This window comes from Rhodococcus sp. NPDC060086, assembly GCF_042730275.1.
GTDB lineage: Bacteria > Actinomycetota > Actinomycetes > Mycobacteriales > Mycobacteriaceae > Rhodococcus.
In genome coordinates, this window is record NZ_JBHWWZ010000007.1 from 111,766 (window position 1) to 133,553 (window position 21,788).

A 21,788-nucleotide genomic window follows, 5' to 3' on the forward strand; every position below is an offset into this window, starting at 1 on the left:
GCCGCGACCAGGTCTCAGTCTCGACAAGACGAAGGAGCTCGGACCCGTCACGGGTCCGAGCTCCTTCGTGTAGCAGGATGCCTCTATCGGGTCCTCTACCGGATACCCAGCACCCCGACTCCGACGCTCACGGTGTCGGTCTTGGAGATCTCTGAACCGGGCGGCTGCTGCTGGGTGATGACCGTGCCCACGAGACCGGCATCGAGTGTGGCCTCACGAGTCTGCACGAGCTGAGCAGCCGAGCCTGTCCAGCCGGCCGCACGGAGCGCCGACAGGGCCTGCGACACCGAGCGGTTGGTCAATACGGGCATCTCGATCCGGTCGCCGTTGGAAACCTGGATCGTGACGGTGCCGCCCTGATCGGTCGTGGCGCCGCCGGCCGGGCTCGTGGACACCACGGTGCCTGCCGCCTCGCTCGACTCGACCTGCTCGACGACGACCTGGAATCCGGCGCCCTCGATGTTGCCGCGGGCAACTTCCTGTGCCTGGCCCACGACGTTCGGGACACGGACCTGTTCCGGCCCGGAGCCGAGCGTGATGATCACAGCGGAGGCACGATCGATGTTGGCGCCGGCCGACGGGTTCTGACCGACGACGGTGTCGATCTCGTCCTCGTCGGACGGTGCCCGCAGCACGTTCGGGTCGAGCAGCAGACCGACCGAGTCGAGTTGCTGGGCGGCTTTCTCCTGCGAGAGTCCGTCGAGCCGCGGGATCTGCACCTGCTCGGGCCCGCTCGACACCTCGAGGGTGACCGTCGAACCTTCGTCGGCCCGGCTACCGGGCACCGGTCGTGTGTTGACCACGTTGCCCTCGGCCACCACGGAGTCGGGTTTCTCCTGGAGAGACACCCGGAACCCACTGTCTTGGAGCTGACCTTCGGCTTCGCTCGCCGCGAGGTTACGGACGTCGGGAACGGCCACCTGCGCCGCGGTGGAACCCGGTCCCAACGACCACAGGAACACCCCGACGATGCCCACGACGATCACAGCCGCAAGCCCGAACAGAACCTTGCGCAGCACCGAGCCGCCGCCGCCTTCGTCGACGGCGCTGCCCGCACCGCCGGCTGCGGCAGCGGGCCGGTAGTGCCGGCCCGTGTTCTGATCGACCGAGTCGATCAGGGTGGTGCGGTCTTCGTCGGACATGACCATCGGTGCGCTGGGGCGCTGCCCGCTGAGGACCCGGATCAGGTCGCTGCGCATCTCCGCCGCGGACTGGTAACGGTTGGCGGGGTTCTTCGCCATTGCCTTCAGGATCACCGAATCCAGTTCGGCGGGAACCTGCTGATTCACCGACGACGGCAACGGCGGATCTTCGCGAACATGCTGGTAGGCAACCGCAACCGGTGAATCACCCTTGAACGGGGGCTCGCCGGTCATGATCTCGAACAGCACGCAGCCCACCGAGTACACATCGGAGCGCGCATCCACCTGCTCGCCCCGCGCTTGCTCGGGCGACAGGTACTGCGCGGTCCCGATCACAGCGGCGGTCTGGGTCATCGGGCTCGCCGCGTCGGCGATCGCGCGGGCGATGCCGAAGTCCATGACCTTGACCGCGCCGGCCTTGTTGATCATGATGTTGGCCGGTTTGACGTCGCGGTGCACGATGCCGTTGCGGTGACTGAAGTCGAGCGCCGCGCACACGTCGGCGATGACCTCCATCGCCCGCTTCGGCGGCATCGGTCCCTCGCCGCGCACGATGTCGCGTAGCGTGTCGCCCTCGACGCACTCCATGACGATGTACGGGATCGGGCCGGCTTCCGTTTCGGCTTCACCGGTGTCGTACACGGCGACGATCGCGGGGTGGTTCAGTGCCGCCGCGTTCTGGGCCTCGCGGCGGAACCGCAGGTAGAACGTAGGGTCGCGCGCGAGGTCGGCGCGCAGAACCTTGATCGCCACGTCACGGCCGAGCCTCAGATCCCGTGCCAAATGCACCTCGGACATGCCACCGAAGCCGAGAACCTCACCCAGCTCGTAGCGTGAGGAGAGCTTGCGCGGTGTGGTCATGACGTTCCTTGGTTGTTCGTCGGTGCGTTGTTCGTACCGTTGCTGGCTGAGGGGTCTTCGCCTCCCGTACCTCCGTCGCCGTTTTCGCCACCCGAAGCGCCATCCGGAGGCTCTTCTCCTTCGACAGGTTGTGTCGTGGTGGCGGTCGTGGTCGTGGGTGTCGCGGTGGTCGTGGTGGGGGCCTGCGTCGTGGTCGGCGTCGGAACTTCGACCGTGGTGGTCGGTTCGAACGTCGGAACCTCGACCGTTGTCGTCGGTTCGAACGTCGGCGGCTCAGTGGGGACCGGGAGCGGGGCTGTCCATTCCGACGTCGTCGTGGTCTGCGGTGGACGTGTCGTGGTGGTGGGCTGCTGCGTCGTCGTGGTGATCTGAGTGGTCGGCGACGGCCCGGTGTCGGGATCGTCCTGGTCATTGCCGGTCAAGACGATGAACAGGGTGACGACAGCAAGCAGGATCGCGACGCCCGCGGCCCAGGCGAGGGCTGTGGGGCTCGGCGTCCTCCGGTTGCCGTCGCCCCCACCCGTGGATGCAGCTGCGCCCGCAGCACCGTGCGGAGGCGGGCCGGACGTCGGTGGCTGAGACGGCCCGGTGTACGGGCCCTGCGTGTACGCGGTGGGCGCGTAGTGCTGCGTCTGTTGAGTCTGCGGCTTCCCCGACTGCATCGGCACCGTAGTGGTCGCTCCCGGTACACCTGGAGGCAACACCCGGGTCGCGCTCGTCACCGGCGGCACATTGCCCGGCGGCGGTGCGGGCCGGCCCGACCGCACGGCCGAGACGGCATCTGCGAACTCGCCGCCACTCGAGTACCGGTACTTCGGGTCCTTCGTCATCGCGATGTCGATGAGGTCGTGAACCTCGGGGGGGAGGTCGGCGGGCAGTGGTGCAGGAGTCTCCTGCACGTGCTTCATTGCGACCGTGACGACACTTTCCCCGAGGAAGGGGCGCCGACCCGACAGCACCTCGTAGCCGACGGCACCGAGCGAATACACGTCGCTCGCCGAAGTCGCCTCCTGGCCGAGAGCCTGCTCCGGCGCGATGTACTGCGCCGTGCCCATGACCATCCCGGTGCGCGTCACCGGGGATGCATCCACGGCCTTCGCGATACCGAAATCGGTGATCTTCACCTGACCGGTAGGAGTGATCATGATGTTGCCGGGCTTGACGTCGCGGTGAACGACACCCGCGTTGTGCGCGGCCTGCAATGCGCGGCCGGTCTGCTCGAGCATGTCGAGGGCCTGTGGCAACGACAACCGGCCCACACGGGAGAGAACCGCGTTGAGCGGTTCGCCGTGTACCAGCTCCATCACGAGGTAGGCGACGGACTGCCCTTCTTCATCGGTCGTCTCGCCGTAGTCGAAGACCCCGGCAATACCGGGGTTGTTGAGTTGCGCGGTGGTGCGTGCCTCGAACCGAAAACGGGTCAGAAAGTCCTGGTCATGGGACAGTTCTGCCTTGAGGACCTTCACTGCGACCCGACGGTCGAGCCGTGTATCGAGGCCTTCCCAGACCTGTCCCATTCCGCCGGTGGCAATGAGGCGCGTGAGGTGATAGCGGTCGGCGACCATGGCACCGCTGTACAAAGCCATGTCAGCCTCCCTGTATTCCGGCCGATATCACGGCCCGTCCGATAGGTGCGGCCACCGAGCCGCCGGTCGCGGCGAGGGAGCGGTCGCCGCCGTTCTCCACGATCACTGCCACCGCCACTGTGGGCTGTTGTGCGGGTGCGAACCCGATATACAGCGTGTGGGGCGGGGTGTTACGCGGGTCGCTGCCGTGCTCGGCGGTACCGGTCTTCGACGCGATCTGAACACCGGGAATCGCACCCTGTCCACCCGACCATTCTTCGGAGCCGATCATCAGATCGGTCAGTGTTGCCGCGACCGAGGGGTCGATGGCCTGCCCGAGGGATTCGGGCTTGGTTTCCTCCAGGAGCGCAAGATCGGGCCCCTCGAGACGTTCGACGAGATACGGCTTCATGCGCACACCGCCGTTGGCGACAGTTGCGGCGATGATCGCGTTCTCGAGTGGCGTCAACGCAACGTCGCGCTGACCGATGGTGGACTGTCCGAGCGCGGCGCCGTCCGGGATGGGTCCGACGGTGCTCTCCGCGACCGGGAGGGGGATATCCAAGGTCTCGCCGACGCCGAGGGCCTCGGCCTGATCGATGAGAGCCTCACGACCCGTATCGATGCCCATCTCGACGAACGCGGTGTTGCACGAGCGTGCAAATGCCTCGCGCAGAGTCACCGTGGGTGCGCCGCCGCACGCAGCGCCGCCGTAGTTCTCCAGCGTCGTCGTCGTGTCGGGAAGCGTGATGTTCGGGGCAGCGGTGAACTGGTCGTCGGGGGTGACGCCGGCGTCGAGCGCCGCGGCGGTCGTGACCACCTTGAACGTCGACCCCGGCGGGTAGGTCTGGGAGATCGCGCGGTTGAGCATCGGCTTGTCCGGGTCGGCGTTCAGCTCGTCCCATGCCGCCGACGTTGCCGCGCCGTCGTGGCCGGACAACCGGTTGGGGTCGTAGCTCGGCGTGCTCACCATCGTGAGGATCCGGCCCGTCGCCGGCTCGATGGCTACGACCGACCCGGTGTATCCCTTGGACGTCAGTTCGTCGTACGCAACCTGCTGCATGACCGGATCGATCGTCGAGACCACATTGCCGCCGCGCGGGTTGCGCCCCGACACCAGGTCGAACAAGCGGCGTCCGAAGAGCAGGTTGTCGGAGCCGTTGAGCAGTTCGTCCTCGCTGCGTTCGAGGCCGGTGCTGCCGTACTGCATCGAGTAGAAGCCGGTGACCGGCGCGTAGGCGAGCGGACTCATCGGCTGCGCGGGCGGCGCCGGGTACTGGCGCAGGTACTTGTAGCGGCTGTCGGTGGGAATCGACACGGCCAGTGCCTGCCCGGCCGCCGAGATCTGGCCGCGCTGACGCGAGTACTCGTCGATGAGCACGCGCGAGTTACGCGGGTCGGTGCGCAGGTTGTCTGCCTTGATGACCTGGACATATGTGGCGTTGGCCAGCAGCGCGACGACCATGAACATCACGGCCATCGCGACCTTGCGGAGCGGAGTGTTCATTCGCGCCCCATCATTTCCGTTTGCGCTTCCGCGATGGGAGTCACCGGTTTCTTCCGCGGCTGCGCGGGTTCGCGCGCGGCATGCGAGATTTTCATGAGCAGAGCGAGCAGTAGGTAGTTCGCGAGCAGTGACGACCCGCCGTACGAGACGAACGGTGTGGTCAGGCCCGTGAGAGGAATCAGTTTCGTGACACCACCGACGACGACGAACAACTGGACAGCGAGCGTGAACGACAGACCGGCTGCGAGCAGTTTGCCGAAGCTGTCGCGCACCGCGAGGGCGGTGCGTAATCCACGGATGACGAGGATCAGGAACAGCAGCAGGATCGCGGCGAGCCCGATCAGGCCCAGCTCCTCACCGATCGCGGCGATGATGAAGTCGGTCTTCGCGAACGGTACCTGGGCCGGTCGTCCGCTACCGAGGCCGGTGCCCGCGACACCACCGGTGGCCAGTCCGAACAGCGACTGCGAAATCTGATAGCCCGTGTTGCTGTAGTCGGCGAGCGGGTCGGCCCAGGTCAGGACGCGGACCCTGACGTGACCGAACATCTGGTAGGCGAACACGAAGCCGACGGCGAGCAGGGAGAACCCGATGATCAGCCAACCCACCCGTTCCGTCGCGATGTAGAGCATCACGAGGACGGTGGTGAACAGCAGCAGCGACGTTCCGAGGTCTTTCTCGAACACCATGACGCCGATGGAGATGACCCAGGCGGCGAGGATGGGACCGAGATCGCGTGCACGGGGGAAGTCCATGCCGAGGAAATGCTTGCCTGCCGTGGTGAACAGATCGCGTTTCGCCACGAGTACGGACGCGAAGAAGATGATGAGCAGGATCTTGGCGAACTCACCCGGCTGGATGCTGAATCCTGGGAGCTTGATCCAAATCTTGGCGCCGTTGACCTCGGAGAACTGCGACGGCAGCAACGCCGGGATGGCGAGGGCGATCAACCCGATGAGCCCGAGGGTGTAGCTGAAGCGGGCAAGCAGTCGGTAGTCGTGGAGGAAGACGAGGACAGCGATGAACAGTGCGATGCCGAACGCAGTCCACAGGATCTGCTGGTTGGCATCGGGTGACGGCGCCGCGAGACCCATATAGCGGGCGTTCTCCTGGTCGGCGAGGTCGAGCCGATGGATCAGCACGAGGCCGAGGCCGTTGAGCAACGCGACGATCGGCAGCAGCAGCGGGTCGGCGTACTTGGCGTACCTCCTCACCGCCAGGTGCGCGACGAGGAACAGCCCGGCGTACGCCAGTCCGTACTTCGCGAGGTCCATCGTGAGCGCCTGCTCGAGCGAAGCCTCGACGAGCATCATCGACACCATCGTGATGCCGATCGCGACGAGCAGCAGTCCGAGTTCGGTGTTGCGCTTCGTGGATTGAGCAGGGGCCGGAGCGAAACCACCGGGGGGACTCGGAAAAGCCCCCGCACCATGGGTCACCGACATCAGGCGCCCACCCTGCAGTTCTGGCCGGGGACCTGGGGTACGGGCGCCGGCTCCGGTGCCGCAATCGTTTCGGGTTCACCGTCTCCGGGCGTGGGCGCGCCCGGGGCAGGTTCACCGGGTGCGGGCGGCTCCGTGCCGGGTTCGGCGGGCGGAGCAGGCACCTCGCCGGGCACCGGTTCGCCGGGCGCAGGCGGTGGAGGCGCAGGTGTGGCAGGCGGTGCCGGTTCGGGCTCCTCGACCTTGCACACAGGAAGCAGATCTTGGACGGCGAGGCGTTCCATCTGAACGTTCGCCTCGTCGAGCGACCCGGACGGAAGCCCAGCACGAACCTGCTCGCGTGCGGCGGGCTGAAGATCGTCGACCATCATCACTCGGCACTGGGCATCGCCAGGAGCGACGAGGGTGAGTTCGCCGTCGTCGGCCACACATCCGATGCGTGCCGGTTCCTGCAGCGAATAGCCGAACACGTTGCCGGGGAGTCCGCGCAGAACCGTGACACGGGCGTCGTCGGCGCTGACGAAGTAGTTGTTCTGGATCATCTGCCTGCCGAAGAAGCCGCCGGTGGCGATCAGGCCGAGCACGACGACTGCGATCAGCGGCGCCCACCAGCGGCTACGACGCTTCTTCGGTTCTTCGGGAGCTTTGTTGATGACACGTTTGGGGGTTGCGCGGGGCGGCCGCATCGCGGCGGCGCGACCGGCAGCGGTGTTCGGTCGCGGCGCGTCGTCGTCATCCTCACCCGACGCTGCTCCGGCGACGATCGGGTTGCTCTGCCCGTAGTCGAGGTCGATGACATCGGCGACGACCACGGTGATGTTGTCGGGGCCGCCGCTGCGCAACGCAAGTTCGATGAGCCGGTCGGCGCACTCGTCGTGACCGCCCTCACCCAATGTGTTGGCGATCGTCTCGTCGCTCACCACATCGGACAGACCATCGGAACAGATCAGGTAGCGATCCCCGGCGCGCGCTTCACGCACCGTCAGCGTCGGCTCCACCTCGGCGCCGGTGAGCGCACGCATGATCAGCGAACGCTGCGGATGCGTGTGGGCCTGTTCCGCGGTGATGCGGCCCTCGTCGACGAGAGACTGCACGAACGTGTCGTCGCGAGTGATCTGGGTGAGCTGGTTGTCGCGCAGCAGATAGGCGCGGGAGTCGCCGATATGGGCCAGGCCCAGCTTGCTTCCGGCGAAGAGGATGGCTGTGAGGGTGGTGCCCATCCCGTCGAGTTCGGGTTCTTCCTCGACCTGATCGGCGATCGCGGCATTACCTTCACGCACCGCGTCGTCGAGTTTACCGAGGAGATCTCCACCCGGCTCGTCGTCGTCGAGATGCGCGAGCGCGGCGATCATCAGTTGCGAGGCGACCTCGCCGGCGGCGTGGCCACCCATTCCGTCGGCCAGAGCGAGCAATCGCGCACCGGCGTAGACGGAGTCTTCGTTGTTGGAGCGAACGAGGCCGCGGTCGCTGCGGGCGGCATAGCGCAGTACAAGTGTCACGGGCGGAGCTCGATCACAGTCTTACCCACGCGCACGGGAGTGCCCAGGGGTACGCGGACAGCAGTGGTGACTTTCGCTCGGTCCAAGTACGTTCCGTTCGTCGAGCCGAGGTCTTCGACATACCAGTCGGAGCCGCGCGGAGACAGTCGCGCGTGCCGAGTGGATGCGTAGTCATCGGTGAGTACGAGCGTCGAATCGTCGGCCCGACCGATCATCACCGGTTGCGTGCTGAGCGTGATCCGGGTGCCTGCGAGTGCGCCCTGGGTCACGACCAGATACTTGGCGGTCTTGTTGCGGCCGAGCGACGGTAATACCGACTGCTTGGGGGAGTAACGCGGTAGTGGTCGCGCTGAACCGGCGTAGATGTCGGAGCGCAATGCACGCAGCACTGCCCAGACGAACAGCCACAACAGCAGAAGGAAACCTGCCCGGCTCAGCTGCAGAATCAGCCCCTGCACGGCATGTCCTCCTTCGGCATGTGCGACCGGTTCGCGGTCGTCCGGTTCGGTGCGGTCACTCACAATACGGACATGGACCGACTCCATGCAGAATCAGATCCGCAGCTCGCGCGTCGGACGAGTTCTGCGGATCCGGGGAGCCGGTTTTCCCCCTGGTCAGAGGATGCGAACCAGGATTTCCGAGTGGCCTGCGCGGATCACATCACCGTCGGCGAGCTGCCAGTCCTGCACCGAAGCACTGTTCACCGTAGTGCCATTGGTGGAGCCGAGATCGGAGAGCATCGCGACCTGTCCGTCCCAGCGGATGTCGATGTGGCGGCGGGAGACACCCGTGTCGGGGAGACGGAACTGGGCGTCCTGTCCGCGACCGATGATGTTGCTGCCTTCGCGAAGCTGGTAGTAGCGTCCGCTGCCGTCTTCGAGCTGAAGCGTTGCCGTCAGAACACGTCCGGCTGCGGCCGGGGGCTGCTGGTAGCCGCCACCTGCGTATGCCTGCTGCTGTTGGTAGCCCGGGTCGGCCTGCTGGTAGCCGGGATCTGCATAGCCCTGATCTGCATAGCCCTGATCGGCGTAGCCCTGCTGGCCGTATGCCTGCTGCTGGTAGCCGGGATCTGCGTAACCCTGGTCGTAGCCGGCGCCTGCCGGGCCTGCCGCGCCCGCGGCGTAGCCCTGCTGGCCCTGCTGGCCCTGGTAGCCGGGGTCTGCATAGCCTTGGTCGGCGTAGCCCTGCTGGCCGTAGTCCTGGCTGTAGGCCTGCTGGCCGTAAGCCTGATCGCCCTGCTGGCCGTAGGCCTGATCAGGCTGCTGGCCGTAGGCCTGGTCTTGCTGGTAGCCGCCTTGGTCGGGCTGCTGGTAACCCTGGGCACCGCCGTAACCCTGCTGGTCGTAGCCCTGCGGCTGGTAACCCTGCTGGTCATAGCTCTGCTGGTCGTAGCCCTGGGCGCCGTAGGCCTGCTGGTCGTAGCCACCGCCCTGATCGTCGTACCCGCCGCCTTGGGGGGCGTAACCGCCGTTGTAGCCCTGTGCGTAGCGCTGATCCTGGCCGCCGTGCGCGTGACCGTTTCGTGCGTACTGTGCTTCCGCCTCGGCGGGGTCACGGCTTGGTTCGTAGCCGGGGTTCTGCGTCATGGAGCCAACTCCTGGTTCGGGGGTCACTGTTGGACGGTTCTGCGGGGTCCGCTGTGACGGGGCGTGCGTCGGTGGACGCCCTGCCTCGGGGTCGACCGAGCCGTGTGTGCGGAACTGCCCGGTGTGCAGTGCCGAGGACGACTCGAATACAACATGGATCTCACCGTATGTCTGCCATCCCTGTTCGCGAATGAAGTCCTCAAGGTGACGCGCGAACGCCTTCACAGTCAAGTCCCGATCCGCCGCCAAGGCCTCGTGATCGGAGTCGCTGATGGTGATGACGTACTTGTTCGGGGCCAACATATGGCCACGAGCAAGCTGCTGGACGCCGTCGGTTGCCTCCTGCTGGAGGGCAGCTTCGACTTCTTGGGGGACGACACCGCCACCGAAGACGCGGGCGAACGCGTCGCCGATTGCAGCCTGGAGCTTTCGCTCGAAGCGTTGGGCGATACCCATGACGACCCCCTTTCCGGTCACAGCGTGTCGTGGGTGCAGATCTCGCTACTGCATGGTATCCACTTTTGCTCGGATTCGACCGGGCGGATTACTCCGCGTGTTCAAGCTGACATGTTCTTTGCTGTGATCCGACACCGAAAACCGTCTTGACCTGGCGAATCGGTGTTTGAGTATGCCTTGTGTTACTGTTTCCTGCGTTGCTCGGGCGAGTGGCGGAATGGCAGACGCGCTGGCTTCAGGTGCCAGTGTCCTTCGGGACGTGGGGGTTCAAGTCCCCCTTCGCCCACAGTGAGCAGTTCCGCGAACTGCGCAGAACGAGGCCACGAACTCGAAAGAGTGCGTGGCCTCGCTTTATTTCTCGATCCGGATACACGCACGCGGTCCAGACAAATACAACAGGTCGTACCTGTTGTATTTGTCTGGAACTGCGGCAGTTGTGTCGATCATCCTGGGTCGGGCTTGCGCTGCGCCGGTGGGTAGCCGTCCGTTCGCGTCCACACTCCGACCATTTGGCCGCGTTTGTCCGTTCTCCACACCTGGGGATAAGTGTGTTGAGCGATGCATGCAACGGTGTCGCCCCGGCCTCAACAACCAAGAACTGTTCGTTCCGCCGTCCGATCACCTCCTGACCGGTCAGGACGGGACGCTGTAGAGGGTGGCGATCGCAGCGGCACGGTCGTGCAATGACGAGCGCAACCATTGCGGGGCCAGGACTTCCGAGTGCGAGGCAACTTGCCAGAGTGCCCATTCGGCGTGTCGTAAGTCCTGGAAGATCAGCTGCAGTCGCAGCCGACCGCCCGAATCGGTGTCCTCGGCGCAGATCTCGAGAGCAGCGCCCACCAGTTCTTCTCGATGTTTCCGGTCTAGCAGAACCTGAACGACGATCTGGTCGCCGCCGGTCCGAAACCGGGCGCTGCGTTCCTTCCAGGCCTCGTCGAGATCGACCCGATCCGGTCGTGTCGCGGGTTCGGAGAGCTCCTCGGCGGCGAGGACCCGGGACAGTCGGTAAGTGCGGTCCTCCCCGGATTTCGTGGCCAGCAGGTAGCCCTGATCGCGCACTGTGACGAGTCCGATCGGCTCTACCGTTCGCCACTTCGGGGTCTGTCCCAAGGCCACATATCGGATGCGGAGTCGGCGCCCGGCGAATACCGCGCGCCGGATCTCGGTCGCGACAGAGTCGGGTAGCTCGTCAGCGAGCGTTCGACGTGAGAGAAGGTCGGAGTCGGGATCGATGAGCACTCGCTCGACTCCTCTTGTCGCGATTGCCTGCTGACCCTCGGGTAGCGCGTCGATCACTTTGAGCATGGCCGACGCCAGCGCCGAACCGAGCCCGAATACTTGTGCACCGCGACGTGATGCCGAGACGAGTAGAGCAAGCGCCTCGTCGTTGTTGAGTCCGGTGAGTTCGGTTCGGAAACCGGGCAACAGCGCGAATCCGCCATTTCGGCCGCGTTCGGCGTAGATGGGGACGCCGGCGGTGGACAGCGCCTCGATATCGCGCAGCACCGTACGAGTGGATACTTCCAACTCACGCGCGAGCGTCGCACCACTGAGCCGACCGTGCCTGCGCAGCAGCAGGACCAGCGATACCAACCTGTCGGCGCGCATACGCGAAAGCTACAGGAATATACGACACAAGGTGTCGTAATTATTTGGGACGCTTAGGCGGTCGCAGTGGCTTCCACGCTGCTGGACGTACGCACGGTCGAATCGAATGGAGCTGAGATGGCAATGGAACGCAGTGCGATCAATCCGGTGAAGTGGTCGATGGAGATGGGATTCAACCAGGGCGAGATCGTCTCGGGACAGACCCGAACGCTGTACTGCTCAGGGCAGACTGCGACGAATGGCGACGGTGAACCCCAGCATGACGGCGACATGGCGGCACAGTTGACGCTGAGTCTCGACAACCTGGAGGCCGTGCTCGCCGAGGGTGGTATGTCCCTTGCGAACCTCGTCCGGCTCAACGTCTACACCACCGACATCGACCTGCTTTTCCCCCACTACGGCCTACTGACCTCGCGGCTGGACGCCTCCGGGGTGGCGCCGACCAGCACGTTGCTCGGAGTGACACGGCTGGCGATCCCCAGTTTGCTGGTCGAACTGGAGGGGACCGCGGTCGGGTAACCGGCGTGTAGAGGCAGGAGTCAGCGGGATGCTCGGAGCGAGGCGTCCAAGACGGTCATGAGTTGCGCAGCGCGGCTCTTGCCTGTCGGCGCGACGGGATACCGGCACAGGACGTCGATCAACACCGGAGTTGCTCGTACGCGCGCCCTTTCGATCATCTCGTCCCCGACGGCAGGGTCGTCGCCGGCTTCGATCTCGACGATACGAGCCACGTTGGCGGCAGCGCGGAGGATGTGCCCGACCTGGTGCGCCTTCGCGATGGGATGAAGGTATGCGGCGGAGGCAGCGTCCCCGGCGGCTTGCGCGGCCAGGCGGGTGATCTCGGTGGGAGCGTCGCCGGCCGCCCGGTGCGCGTCCATCGAGGTGACACGCTGGAGCTTGCTTCGGCGTGCACCGTCGATGAACTCCCAGGCAGCATCGAGTGCGGCACGAGGTCGGGGATCGTCCGGCAGCGTGTTCTCGAACCGGGGGAGTACCTCCTGTGCAGACTCGGCGACGTAGCGAGCCACTACGCGTAGTTCATCGTGCGTCAGTTCGAAGTCACCGGTCACGGACGCCATCGCCTGATCCTTTCATCGTCCGACTCGCCCGATCGGCACCGCGGCGCCGCGAACCGACCCACAATGGATGACAGCACGTCCGTCGCCGGCGAAGGGATGTCCAAGTGGATCGGTTCGAGCTTCCGCACACGCTGCGTAGATCGTCGAAGGAGGTGCAGGAGGTGTACGGCGCTGCCTACGAGGCAGCGGCCAAGCGGGTCGGCGAAGGCGAGGACGCCGAGCGCGCCGCCTACGGAGCAGTCAAGGAGAAGTACGACCTCGAGAACGACCATTGGGTGCCGAAACAGGATTGACCTTCCCGGAAGGGCTCGGCCGGCTGCCCTGAAATCGCGAAACGCGAACGACCTGTGTCGTCGTTGTAGGCCGCAGTGTTGTAGGCCGCAGTGTTGTAGGCCGCAGTGTTGTAGGCCGCAGTGTTGTAGGCCGCAGTGTTGTGGTCATCAGCGCGGATATCCACGGCGCACGGTGCGCGCGAGGATTCCGAGGGTCGATTTCAACGATCCCTCGGCGATGACCGGAAAGATCCCTGCCTCACGCCACTTCGGGTCGATATCGGACCAGTCGTAGTAGGACGTTACAAGCGAACCACCGTCCACCGGTTCGATTCGATACCCGTAGACGTGCCCGATCTGCGGACGAATGGCGCCCAGGATCGTCCAGGCGATTTCACGATCCGGAACAAATGTCTGGATCGTCACCGTCACGTCGTATTCGCCCATCGGAAAGTCGCCGAGGGCTTCACGGTCCATGTGTACGACGAAACTGTCACCGACCGAGTTCACGACGTCGCCGTCTGCATCCATCAGCATTCCCGATCCGTCGATGGCAACGTGGCCCTGGGGGTCGCAGAGCACCGAGAATATCGATGCGGGATCGGCTTTGATGGTGCGCTGCACTTCGATGCGCTCAGTAGACATTCGACGATGTTGTCAGATGATCGGCGTTTGTGCACCTATGGCATGTACGACCGATTCGGTGAGATGAGTCCTTGTAATCAAGCTGATTTCAACGGTCGTCGCTGTGGCGCACGCGTTCTACATTCGACGAACACATCACCCGGAGTTGAACTTCCGGGTCCGATTCACCGTCACGAGGGAGTTCGCATGCCGCCCAACATCTCGCGACGCCGGTTGTCCGGCACAGCGTTCGGGGAGGGCTGAGCGATGGCGACGATCCTCGACCGGACACGGAAGTCGGATGTAGGAGTGCCGACGACTGTTGACGCGGAGTCCACGCTCATCGATCCGACAGCGCTGAGCAGGAAGACCCAGAGCTCATCCCGCGTGCCGCGATCAGTGCAGCGCATGATCGGTCCTGTCCTGATCATCGTGGTCTGGCAGCTCGTGGTGAGCACCGGGTTGTTCAGCGAGAACACCCTCCCCAGGCCGTTGTCGGTGTTGTCGGCAGCGTGGCGTCTGATTGCGAACGGCGAACTGCAGGAGCATATGTCCATCAGTCTCCTGCGGGTGGGCTACGGCTTGCTGTTCGGCATCGTGCTCGGGCTGGTCCTCGCGTTGATCTCCGGATTGTCGCGCGTCGGTGAGAACTTCGTCGACGCCAACATGGAGGTGCTGAGGGCTGTCCCGAACTTCGCTCTCGTTCCCCTGCTCATCGTGTGGTTCGGCATCAGCGAGACTCCGAAAGTCCTGCTCATCACCCTCGCGGTTGCTGTCTCGATCTACATCAACACCTTCTCGGCCATCCGCAGCGTCGATGCCGGGCTGGTGGAGGCGGCGCGATCCTTCGGTGTGCAGCGCGCCGAACTGATCCGCCGGGTGATTCTGCCCGGCTGCCTCCCCGGATTTCTGATCGGGCTGCGGCTGGCGCTGACCGGCGCGTGGCTGTCGCTGATCTTCGCCGAAACGATCAACGCGAAACGCGGTCTCGGTCGCATGATGAGCGATGCCCGCGAGTACTTCCAGCTCGACGTGGTCTTCGTGCTCATCGCGGTCTATGCGATTCTCGGCCTGATCTCGATCTTCATCGTCCGGGCACTCGAAACGCGCCTGCTGACGTGGAGGAGGTCATTCGATGGGAACTGACCTGATCGAACCGACCAGGACGAATCCGGTGGTCGTCGCACGTGGGGTGCGACGTGTATTCGGCGAGCAGGTGGTGCTCGACGGTCTCGACGTCGACATCGCCCCCGGTGAATTCGTTGCGTTGCTCGGTCGGAGCGGATCCGGTAAGTCGACCTTCCTGCGGGCACTGGGTGCGCTGGACGCCGATGTGGAGGGGCACCTCCGTGTTCCGGCCCAGCAGGCGATCGTCTTTCAGGATCCGCGCCTGCTGCCGTGGCAGAAGGTGTTGACCAACGTCAATATCGGCCTCCCCGACAACGCGCAGACCCGCGCGGATGCCCTTGCCGCGCTCGACGAGGTTCAGCTCGCAAGCAAGGCCGAGGCCTGGCCCCGCACGCTTTCGGGAGGCGAGGCGCAGCGTGTGGCACTCGCGCGGGCCCTCGTCCGGGAACCCGAGCTGCTCCTGCTCGACGAGCCGTTCGGTGCTCTGGACGCGCTCACCCGCATCAGGATGCACGGGCTTCTCCAGCAGCTCGTGGCCAAATACCGCCCTGCCGTACTTCTCGTCACCCACGACGTCGACGAAGCAATTCTGTTGGCAGATCGCGTGATCGTACTGACCGATGGTGCGATTTCGCTGTCATCAACCGTCGAGATACCGAAGCCCCGTTCCCGCGATTCCCGGGAATTCAACGAGCTGCGGCGTCAGCTGCTCACCGAGCTCGGTGTGGGCGACGAACCGGACGCGCAATGATCCGTCGGCTCTTCGCTCTGGGTGCAGAACACAACCACCACCGTTCGACGACGAAAGAACAGGCTGTGCCGAATACAGAAGGATCACGGTGGCTTCTGCTGCCCGCATTGGCGATAGCGTTCGCGGTCTCCGGATGTGGGCTGTCCGGGGCCGACGGGCAGGAAGCGCTCGCCGAGGCGACCATCGCCCACCGCAGCGATGACATTCCCGAGGGCACCTCGCTCGTCGTCGCCGAGCAGAATGCGAGCCGTTCTCTGCCGCTGCAGCTTTCAGGTGCCACCGAGGAACTTCCGTACTCACTCGACTTTGCCGACTTCAGCGGCGGACCCGCGGTCATCGAAGCTCTCCGTTCCGGTGCTGCCGATATCGGAGCGGTCGGCGAGGCTCCCATTCCACTCGCAGTTGCCAGTGGCGTCACCGACATCGTCGCTATCGGCCTCGAAGCGAATCCGGGAAGCAGCGGCGGGTACTTCCTCGCCGCACAGCCCGGAAGTGGAATCGAGACCGTCGCTGACCTGAAGGACAAGAAGGTCGCGTATCCACCGGGCACCGGCCGGCACATGATCGTCGCCGGTCTCCTCGCTCAGGCCGGGCTCGATCCGAAGACGGACATCGAGGCCGTCGAGCTCGCCGGCGCGGAGGTCGCGCCGACGTTCGCGTCGGGTGCCGTCGATGCCGCCATCCTCACGGGGGTCCAGTACTACAAGGTGGGTGCGCCGCCGATCATCGGCGACGGAACCGGAATCAACACCGGCATCAACACGCTGATCGTCCGCAGGGAGACACTCGGGGATCCTGCGAAGGCCGCCGCCATCGGCGATTTCGTCGGACGGTCCGTCGCAGCGAACAACTGGATCACCGCTCATCCCGACGAATGGGTCGATGCGTACTACGTGGGAACCCAGGGGATGACGCCGGAGGACGGGAAGTCGTTGCACGACCACATCGGCAGCGGGAAGTACTACCCGATCGACGAGAAGTCGACTGCGCTGTTCCAGACGGTCGCCGACGGACAGCTCGAGACCGGAACCATGTCCACCGCGGTCGAAATCCGATCCTATGTCGATGGCCGCTACAACGACATCGTCGACGCACAGAACAACGCGGACGGATCCGAACCGCAACCGTTGCCTTGACGCTCTGTGACACCTGAAGTTTCTGAAGTTCCTACAGCTCAGATAATTCCGACGAAGGGAAGTTCACCATGACTCAGGCCGCCACCAGACTCGACGTCATTCCCCAGTCCGGATACGCCGGTGCAGAGATTCGGGGTATCGACCTGACGCGCGACCTCACCGACGACGAGATCACCTCCGTGCGTGACGCCTTGCTGAAATGGAAGGTGGTGTTCTTCCGCGAGCAGTTCCTCGACCACGACCAGCACCTGCAGTTCGCATCCTATTTCGGCAATCCGACTCCGGCTCACCCGTTGTTCGATTCGATCCCGGACGAGAACTACCCGACCATCTATCCGATTTTCCGAGATCGGTTCAAGGCTCGGGTTGCGAAGAGCAGTGGTTACGACAAGGTGCGCTGGCACGCGGATGTGACCGCCGCGGTCAATCCGCCGTTCGCATCGATTCTGCGTGCCGAGGAGCTTCCTCCCTACGGTGGCGACACGCAGTGGTCCAACGCCGTGGCGGCGTACAACGGTCTGTCGGCACCGGTACAGCGATTGGCCGACGAACTACGTGCGGTGCACCAGTTCACACCGGGTGCGGGGTCGAAGCCCACCGAGGACTACGTCCGCCGTGTCGAGCGTCGCCCGCTGGTGACCGAGCACCCGGTGGTGCGTGTGCATCCGGAGACGGGAGAGAAGGCCCTGTACGTCAATCCCGGCTTTACTCAATACATCACCGGTGTCTCCGCACATGAGAGCCGTCGTCTGCTCGGATTGTTCTACGAAGAACTGGGCCGCCCCGAGTACACCGTGCGGTTCAAGTGGGAGCCGGGTTCGATTGCGTTCTGGGACAACCGTTCCGCTGTGCATCTGGCACCGTCCGATCTCACGACCGAACACGACCGTCGGCTCTACCGCATCACCCTCGAGGGTGATGTTCCGGTCGGGCCCGATGGAGCCGAGTCCGTTGCACTCGAGGGCGATCCCTTCAACGCTGTCTGATCCCACACTAGGAGTTCGATGTTCGCCCGTATGCGGGAGACGGAACCCTCCGCGGGCCTACGTCCATTCTTCACTTCGCTGTTCGTACCGTCCGCGATCTTCGGTCTGGGTACCGGCGCGGGTGCTCCGATGATGGCCCTCCTCGCCCGAGATCTGGGCGCCTCGGTACCTGTCGCGGGCATGATCGTCGGGATGATCGCACTCGGTGCGGTCCTCGGCGATCTGCCGTCGGGATCCATCGTGGGACGATTCGGGGAACAGCGGGCGATCATCGGAGGCACCGTCCTCGGCGCGACGGGTGTGCTCGTCTCGCTGTTGGCCCCGAATCCGGCGATCCTGGCGGTCGGTGCCGTGCTCACCGGATTCGCGATGGCGGTGTGGGGCCTGGCCCGGCAGAGCTATCTCGCAGGTGCCCTTCCGATACACATGCGTGCCCGCGGTATCTCGGCAAACGCGGCTATGCACCGCGCAGGGTTTCTGGTCGGGCCGTTCGTCGGGGCCGTTGCCGTGCATCGATTCGGTATCCAAGGCGGATTGATGGTGGAGTTCGTGGCGATCATCGTCGCGGGCATCCTCATCACGAGGTCGACGGTTCCGGAGCCGCAACGGTCCGATAGGGGAGGAGTCGGAGTTCTCGGTGTCGCGCGATCCCACCACGTCGTGCTCCTGACGCTGGGCGCGGGATCGATGCTCGTCGGAGCGTCGCGTGCGTCGCGTGAAGCGGTGCTGCCGCTGTGGGCCGAGCACATCGGCGTTGCACCGGCCACGGTGGCGCTGGTGTTCGGGATCAGCGGTGCGGTGGACCTGCTGCTTGCCTACCCCGCGGGTGTTCTCATGGACAAATGTGGTCGCCTCGTGACCGCGATACCGGCATTGTTACTGTTCGGAACCGCTTTTCTGATCCTTCCGATGATTCACGAATTGTGGTGGCTCATCGTCGTCGCGGTGGTGCTCGGCGCCGGCAACGGCATGAGCAACGGTCTGGTGATGACCCTCGGCGCCGACGTCTCTCCGCCGGATCGTCGCGCCGAGTTCCTCGCCGCGTGGCGGCTGACCCACGACACCGGATCATTCACCGGCCCGCTGGTGGTCGGGGCCGTCGCGACGGTGTCGCTTGCTGCGGGCGCTATGACGATCGGTGCGCTCGGTGTGGTCGGCGCAGCCGTGATGTGGCGGTACATACCGCGATACGTGCCAAGTCCGAGAGCCCGGCTCAACCATCCGGATATGGTGAGGCCATGAGCTCCCTTCCCAGCCACTGGATTCCGCACCGTCGCGAGGATGGGGAGGTCATCGGTTGGATCGACATGGAATCTCGGGAACCGGACCTCATTCCCATCGACCGCCTGGGCCGGGCCCTCCCGTCGGTTCCCGATTGGAATGCAGCCGAGGAAGTTCTCGACGATGTGGGGCTGCGCTTCTTGATGAACCGATTCCACTACCGCGGGCACACGGTGCGGATCAGGCATCTCTACGAGGACAGGGTCATCGTCACCACCGCGGTGTCCGACGCGATCGGCGATGTCGGGCAGGAGTTTACGCTTCCCTTCCCCGCGGGCCCCGATCTCACCGAGGTCCGAACACGCTGACCGATCGGGCGAATCATCGGGTAGGCGGCAAGTCCAGTGCATCGGCGAGCAGCGGCCACGACTGGTAGAAGGCGTCCTGCCAGTATCCCCACGAATGGGTCCCTCTGGGCTGCAGGTCGAACGTCGCTGGGATATCGAGTTCGTTCAGGCGATTCTGCAGGTTCGTCGTGCACCAGTGCACCGCGGCCTCGATCACTCCGCCGACCACGACCTGGTTTGCCAGCGCCAGCGCTTGGTCCTCGAAGCTCGCATCCGGATCCACGACGGTGAACTCGTTGCCGAGGGTTTCGTGCGGGCCAGGGAGCCCGGTGGCGTCGGAGATGAACAGCTCGGTTCCGCGTAGACCCTCGGCGTTGACCACAGGATCGTTCTCCACCCATGCCGGATCGTCGTCCTCGCCGTACATGTTCCGGACATCACCGCCGCCCCAAGTTTCGACGACGAGCTTGACGAATTCCTTGCCGATCGGATCGGAAGTCTGTGCGCAGCCGCTGTAACCGGCTGCCGCGGAATAGAAACCCGGCTTGGCGATCGCATATTGGAGCACCGCGGTCGCCGTCATCGAATTCGCTGCAATAGCCTGGACACCGTTGGTGCCCAGTGCTGCGTCGACCAGAGGTGGAAGCTCCTCGAGGAAGAACGTCTGCCATTTGTTGAGGCCGAGATTCGGGTCTTCGCGTTTCCAGTCGGTGTAGTACGAGAACGCGCCGCCGATGGGCATCACTACGTTGATGTCTTGCGTCTTCAGGAAATCACCGACGTCGGTGTTGGCCCACCACGTTGCGGCGTCGGTTCCGCCTCCGGCACCGTTGACCAGGTACAACACAGGTCGAGGCGCAGACGCGTCGCGCGGCCGTTGGACTCGAACCGTGATGTCCTTGCGCATCGCGGCGGAGTGGACCTGCAGGGTCAGGAACTGCCCGTCGATCTCGCTCGAAACGATCCGGGAACCGTTCGGCGACACCGGGTCCGCAAGCAGGGATTGTGCTGTGACGATAGGGTCGCTCGGCGCTTGCTCCTGTCCGAATGCGATGCCGCTACCGGCAGTGGCCGCAAGCATCGTCGCGACTGCTCCTGCGACGACGGTGGTCCTGATTCGCCTTGTCGATATCGACCACATCTCGGTCCTTCCCCCCCCAATTGCTTCAGCCGGCGAGTCCGCCACCGACAAGAACGAGCGACGCGACGGACGATACCGTACGCAGAATATTGAATGTGTTCCAACGGGGATGGAACTCAGCGAATCCGATGCGTGTGGAATCGAGCGAATTGTTCAACGGAACGTTGACGATGACGGTAACGATCAGGGAGCCGGCGAAGCTGACCGCTGCCGCGGCGAAGAACCACAGCGCGGACGACCCCTCTGCGAAGAACCCGGATATGAGAGCCAGGATCGGAGCACCGAAGAAGGGTACGAACAGCCACGGGGTGAGGATCTTCCGATTCATGCTGCGCATAGCGAGATCGGCTGCGTCGGTGTCGATCGCTTTGAGCCCGGGGATCACCGACATCGAGAACGAGTAGTACATGCCGGCGAGAGCTCCGTGCAGGACGAGCGTGATGAGACCGAGTAGCGACATGTAGCCATGATGCTCCTGCGACTGCTGCTGCGGATCCGGTGTCGCCACTCCCGGTTATCGACAATTGGGGGTGCAATGCGGAACCGCTACGGTGCAATGTGCTGAACCCGCTTCTAGCGATTCTCATCGGAATCGCGACCGGGTCGAGCGACGGCGGCGGGCTCACCGGTTCTTAGCCGGCCTCTGGGCGCCTCGCTGACGCACGACCCTTACGTTTCCGCCGTCGCGGGAGTACGTTCGTTGTCGCGACGCGTGATGAATTTCGCTGACTCGAGCAGTCTCACTCTGTGCCATCAACGACGAATCGTGGAGAACCGAATGAGCCAACTGCTGAGAGTCCAGAATTTCACCGTGTCGAGCGACGGCATCGCTGCAGGTGAGAACCAAAGTTTCGAGAGTCCGTTCGGTCTCGACCACGGCGACCTGCTCGCGTGGGCCGGTGCCACCGCTAGCTGGCCCAATCGCACCGAGCCCGGTGGAAGTCGCGGCCTCGACGACTATTTCGCACGCGACTTCGCACACAACATCGGCGCCGAGATCATGGGGCGAAACAAGTTCGGTCCGCAACGTGGTCCCTGGACCGATCACGAATGGCTCGGCTGGTGGGGCGACGAACCGCCGTTCCACACGCCGGTGTTCGTGATGACCCACTACGAGCGTCCGTCGTTCACCCTGGGCGACACCACGTTCCACTTCATCGGCGGAGACCCCGCCACGGTCCTCGAGCAGGCGAAGAAAGCCGCGGACGGCAAGGATGTCCGGCTCGGCGGCGGGGTCACCACCGTCAAGGAGTTCCTCGACACGGACCTGGTCGACACCCTGCATGTGGTGGTGTCGCCCGTGACCTTCGGTAGTGGCCTTCGGCTGTGGGAGTCGCCCGACGAGTTACTCGACCGATTCCACCTCGACGTGGTGCCCAGCCCGAGCGGTGTCACCCACCATCTGTTCTGGAGGAAGTGACGGCGCGCCGCACCGTG

At 64.6% G+C, this 21,788-nt stretch carries 21 protein-coding genes and 1 tRNA gene; 10 read left to right on the plus strand and 12 right to left on the minus strand.

What is annotated here, in order from left to right:
* Nucleotides 1-95: 95 nt before the first annotated feature.
* The 7 genes from pknB to ACFWB0_RS06875 all read right to left on the minus strand — a co-directional run bounded on the left by pknB (nt 96) and on the right by ACFWB0_RS06875 (nt 10,058).
* Nucleotides 96-2,003, minus strand: coding sequence for a Stk1 family PASTA domain-containing Ser/Thr kinase (gene pknB / locus ACFWB0_RS06845; protein WP_378489683.1), 1,908 nt, complete (start codon nt 2,001-2,003; stop codon nt 96-98).
* The gene (locus ACFWB0_RS06850; protein WP_378489684.1) at nt 2,000-3,589 is read right to left on the minus strand and encodes a serine/threonine-protein kinase; all 1,590 of its coding nucleotides are present in this window, start codon (nt 3,587-3,589) and stop codon (nt 2,000-2,002) included. Before ACFWB0_RS06850 ends, pknB begins: the two co-directional genes overlap by 4 nt.
* A gap of 1 nt (nt 3,590) precedes the next feature.
* Nucleotides 3,591-5,075: a peptidoglycan D,D-transpeptidase FtsI family protein gene (locus tag ACFWB0_RS06855; protein ID WP_378489685.1), complete on the minus strand. Its 1,485-nt coding sequence runs from the start codon at nt 5,073-5,075 to the stop codon at nt 3,591-3,593.
* Nucleotides 5,072-6,520, minus strand: coding sequence for an FtsW/RodA/SpoVE family cell cycle protein (locus ACFWB0_RS06860; protein ID WP_378489686.1), 1,449 nt, complete (start codon nt 6,518-6,520; stop codon nt 5,072-5,074). The genes ACFWB0_RS06855 and ACFWB0_RS06860 overlap by 4 nt, the downstream gene beginning before the upstream one ends.
* Entirely contained in the window at nt 6,520-8,016 is a 1,497-nt protein-coding gene (locus tag ACFWB0_RS06865) for a PP2C family protein-serine/threonine phosphatase (protein ID WP_378489687.1), read from the minus strand. The genes ACFWB0_RS06860 and ACFWB0_RS06865 overlap by 1 nt, the downstream gene beginning before the upstream one ends.
* The gene (locus ACFWB0_RS06870; protein ID WP_054713680.1) at nt 8,013-8,474 is read right to left on the minus strand and encodes an FHA domain-containing protein; all 462 of its coding nucleotides are present in this window, start codon (nt 8,472-8,474) and stop codon (nt 8,013-8,015) included. The genes ACFWB0_RS06865 and ACFWB0_RS06870 overlap by 4 nt, the downstream gene beginning before the upstream one ends.
* Nucleotides 8,475-8,630: 156 nt before the next feature.
* On the minus strand, nt 8,631-10,058 hold the full coding sequence (locus ACFWB0_RS06875) for an FhaA domain-containing protein (RefSeq protein ID WP_378489688.1): 1,428 nt from the start codon (nt 10,056-10,058) through the stop codon (nt 8,631-8,633).
* A gap of 203 nt (nt 10,059-10,261) precedes the next feature.
* Between ACFWB0_RS06875 and ACFWB0_RS06880 the strand changes: the two genes are divergently transcribed.
* A tRNA-Leu gene (locus ACFWB0_RS06880) sits at nt 10,262-10,344 on the plus strand.
* Between the two features lie 347 nt (nt 10,345-10,691).
* On the opposite strand, the gene ACFWB0_RS06885 is transcribed toward ACFWB0_RS06880, so the two are convergent.
* Nucleotides 10,692-11,666, minus strand: a complete 975-nt coding sequence (locus tag ACFWB0_RS06885) for a helix-turn-helix transcriptional regulator (protein ID WP_378489689.1) — start codon at nt 11,664-11,666, stop codon at nt 10,692-10,694.
* 123 nt (nt 11,667-11,789) lie between these two features.
* Here ACFWB0_RS06885 and ACFWB0_RS06890 point away from each other — a divergent pair, with 123 nt between their 5' ends.
* On the plus strand, nt 11,790-12,185 hold the full coding sequence (locus tag ACFWB0_RS06890; RefSeq protein WP_378489728.1) for a RidA family protein: 396 nt from the start codon (nt 11,790-11,792) through the stop codon (nt 12,183-12,185).
* A 20-nt stretch (nt 12,186-12,205) separates the two neighbouring features.
* On the opposite strand, the gene ACFWB0_RS06895 is transcribed toward ACFWB0_RS06890, so the two are convergent.
* Nucleotides 12,206-12,745 (minus strand): putative immunity protein, encoded by a 540-nt coding sequence (locus tag ACFWB0_RS06895; protein WP_378489690.1) that lies wholly within the window; start codon nt 12,743-12,745, stop codon nt 12,206-12,208.
* A 104-nt stretch (nt 12,746-12,849) separates the two neighbouring features.
* Here ACFWB0_RS06895 and ACFWB0_RS06900 point away from each other — a divergent pair, with 104 nt between their 5' ends.
* The gene (locus ACFWB0_RS06900; RefSeq protein ID WP_378489691.1) at nt 12,850-13,038 is read left to right on the plus strand and encodes a ChaB family protein; all 189 of its coding nucleotides are present in this window, start codon (nt 12,850-12,852) and stop codon (nt 13,036-13,038) included.
* A gap of 147 nt (nt 13,039-13,185) precedes the next feature.
* On the opposite strand, the gene ACFWB0_RS06905 is transcribed toward ACFWB0_RS06900, so the two are convergent.
* On the minus strand, nt 13,186-13,662 hold the full coding sequence (locus ACFWB0_RS06905; RefSeq protein ID WP_378489692.1) for a polyketide cyclase: 477 nt from the start codon (nt 13,660-13,662) through the stop codon (nt 13,186-13,188).
* 288 nt (nt 13,663-13,950) lie between these two features.
* Here ACFWB0_RS06905 and ACFWB0_RS06910 point away from each other — a divergent pair, with 288 nt between their 5' ends.
* The 6 genes from ACFWB0_RS06910 (at nt 13,951) to ACFWB0_RS06935 (ending at nt 19,231) form a co-directional block, all read left to right on the plus strand.
* Complete coding sequence (locus tag ACFWB0_RS06910; protein ID WP_378489693.1) at nt 13,951-14,787, plus strand: ABC transporter permease; 837 nt, start codon at nt 13,951-13,953, stop codon at nt 14,785-14,787.
* On the plus strand, nt 14,777-15,520 hold the full coding sequence (locus tag ACFWB0_RS06915) for an ABC transporter ATP-binding protein (protein WP_378489694.1): 744 nt from the start codon (nt 14,777-14,779) through the stop codon (nt 15,518-15,520). The genes ACFWB0_RS06910 and ACFWB0_RS06915 overlap by 11 nt, the downstream gene beginning before the upstream one ends.
* Before the next feature lie 65 nt (nt 15,521-15,585).
* Complete coding sequence (locus tag ACFWB0_RS06920) at nt 15,586-16,656, plus strand: PhnD/SsuA/transferrin family substrate-binding protein (RefSeq protein WP_378489695.1); 1,071 nt, start codon at nt 15,586-15,588, stop codon at nt 16,654-16,656.
* A 68-nt stretch (nt 16,657-16,724) separates the two neighbouring features.
* Nucleotides 16,725-17,642 (plus strand): TauD/TfdA dioxygenase family protein, encoded by a 918-nt coding sequence (locus ACFWB0_RS06925; RefSeq protein WP_378489696.1) that lies wholly within the window; start codon nt 16,725-16,727, stop codon nt 17,640-17,642.
* 18 nt (nt 17,643-17,660) lie between these two features.
* Nucleotides 17,661-18,884 carry an MFS transporter gene (locus ACFWB0_RS06930; protein WP_378489697.1) on the plus strand — a complete coding sequence of 408 codons (1,224 nt, stop codon included), beginning with the start codon at nt 17,661-17,663 and terminating at the stop codon, nt 18,882-18,884.
* Entirely contained in the window at nt 18,881-19,231 is a 351-nt protein-coding gene (locus ACFWB0_RS06935; protein WP_378489698.1) for a hypothetical protein, read from the plus strand. The genes ACFWB0_RS06930 and ACFWB0_RS06935 overlap by 4 nt, the downstream gene beginning before the upstream one ends.
* Nucleotides 19,232-19,244: 13 nt before the next feature.
* Here the strand turns inward: ACFWB0_RS06935 and ACFWB0_RS06940 are convergent, their stop codons facing one another.
* Complete coding sequence (locus tag ACFWB0_RS06940) at nt 19,245-20,291, minus strand: alpha/beta hydrolase (RefSeq protein ID WP_378489699.1); 1,047 nt, start codon at nt 20,289-20,291, stop codon at nt 19,245-19,247.
* Nucleotides 20,292-20,376: 85 nt separating this feature from the next.
* Entirely contained in the window at nt 20,377-20,859 is a 483-nt protein-coding gene (locus ACFWB0_RS06945; protein WP_378489700.1) for a DUF1772 domain-containing protein, read from the minus strand.
* A gap of 270 nt (nt 20,860-21,129) precedes the next feature.
* On the opposite strand from ACFWB0_RS06945, the gene ACFWB0_RS06950 reads away from it, so the two are divergent.
* Nucleotides 21,130-21,771, plus strand: coding sequence for a dihydrofolate reductase family protein (locus tag ACFWB0_RS06950; RefSeq protein ID WP_378489701.1), 642 nt, complete (start codon nt 21,130-21,132; stop codon nt 21,769-21,771).
* Nucleotides 21,772-21,788 lie beyond the last annotated feature (17 nt).

What these genes read in the sequence shown, in the direction of transcription:
- pknB (WP_378489683.1), bottom strand. Translation starts at nt 2,003, where the DNA reads ATGACCACACCGCGCAAGCTCTCCTCACGCTACGAGCTGGGTGAGGTT.
- ACFWB0_RS06850 (WP_378489684.1), bottom strand. Translation starts at nt 3,589, where the DNA reads ATGGCTTTGTACAGCGGTGCCATGGTCGCCGACCGCTATCACCTCACG.
- ACFWB0_RS06855 (WP_378489685.1), bottom strand. Translation starts at nt 5,075, where the DNA reads ATGAACACTCCGCTCCGCAAGGTCGCGATGGCCGTGATGTTCATGGTC.
- ACFWB0_RS06860 (WP_378489686.1), bottom strand. Translation starts at nt 6,520, where the DNA reads ATGTCGGTGACCCATGGTGCGGGGGCTTTTCCGAGTCCCCCCGGTGGT.
- ACFWB0_RS06875 (WP_378489688.1), bottom strand. Translation starts at nt 10,058, where the DNA reads ATGGGTATCGCCCAACGCTTCGAGCGAAAGCTCCAGGCTGCAATCGGC.
- ACFWB0_RS06885 (WP_378489689.1), bottom strand. Translation starts at nt 11,666, where the DNA reads ATGCGCGCCGACAGGTTGGTATCGCTGGTCCTGCTGCTGCGCAGGCAC.
- ACFWB0_RS06890 (WP_378489728.1), top strand. Translation starts at nt 11,790, where the DNA reads ATGGAACGCAGTGCGATCAATCCGGTGAAGTGGTCGATGGAGATGGGA.
- ACFWB0_RS06895 (WP_378489690.1), bottom strand. Translation starts at nt 12,745, where the DNA reads ATGGCGTCCGTGACCGGTGACTTCGAACTGACGCACGATGAACTACGC.
- ACFWB0_RS06905 (WP_378489692.1), bottom strand. Translation starts at nt 13,662, where the DNA reads ATGTCTACTGAGCGCATCGAAGTGCAGCGCACCATCAAAGCCGATCCC.
- ACFWB0_RS06915 (WP_378489694.1), top strand. Translation starts at nt 14,777, where the DNA reads ATGGGAACTGACCTGATCGAACCGACCAGGACGAATCCGGTGGTCGTC.
- ACFWB0_RS06925 (WP_378489696.1), top strand. Translation starts at nt 16,725, where the DNA reads ATGACTCAGGCCGCCACCAGACTCGACGTCATTCCCCAGTCCGGATAC.
- ACFWB0_RS06930 (WP_378489697.1), top strand. Translation starts at nt 17,661, where the DNA reads ATGTTCGCCCGTATGCGGGAGACGGAACCCTCCGCGGGCCTACGTCCA.
- ACFWB0_RS06935 (WP_378489698.1), top strand. Translation starts at nt 18,881, where the DNA reads ATGAGCTCCCTTCCCAGCCACTGGATTCCGCACCGTCGCGAGGATGGG.
- ACFWB0_RS06940 (WP_378489699.1), bottom strand. Translation starts at nt 20,291, where the DNA reads ATGCTTGCGGCCACTGCCGGTAGCGGCATCGCATTCGGACAGGAGCAA.
- ACFWB0_RS06950 (WP_378489701.1), top strand. Translation starts at nt 21,130, where the DNA reads ATGAGCCAACTGCTGAGAGTCCAGAATTTCACCGTGTCGAGCGACGGC.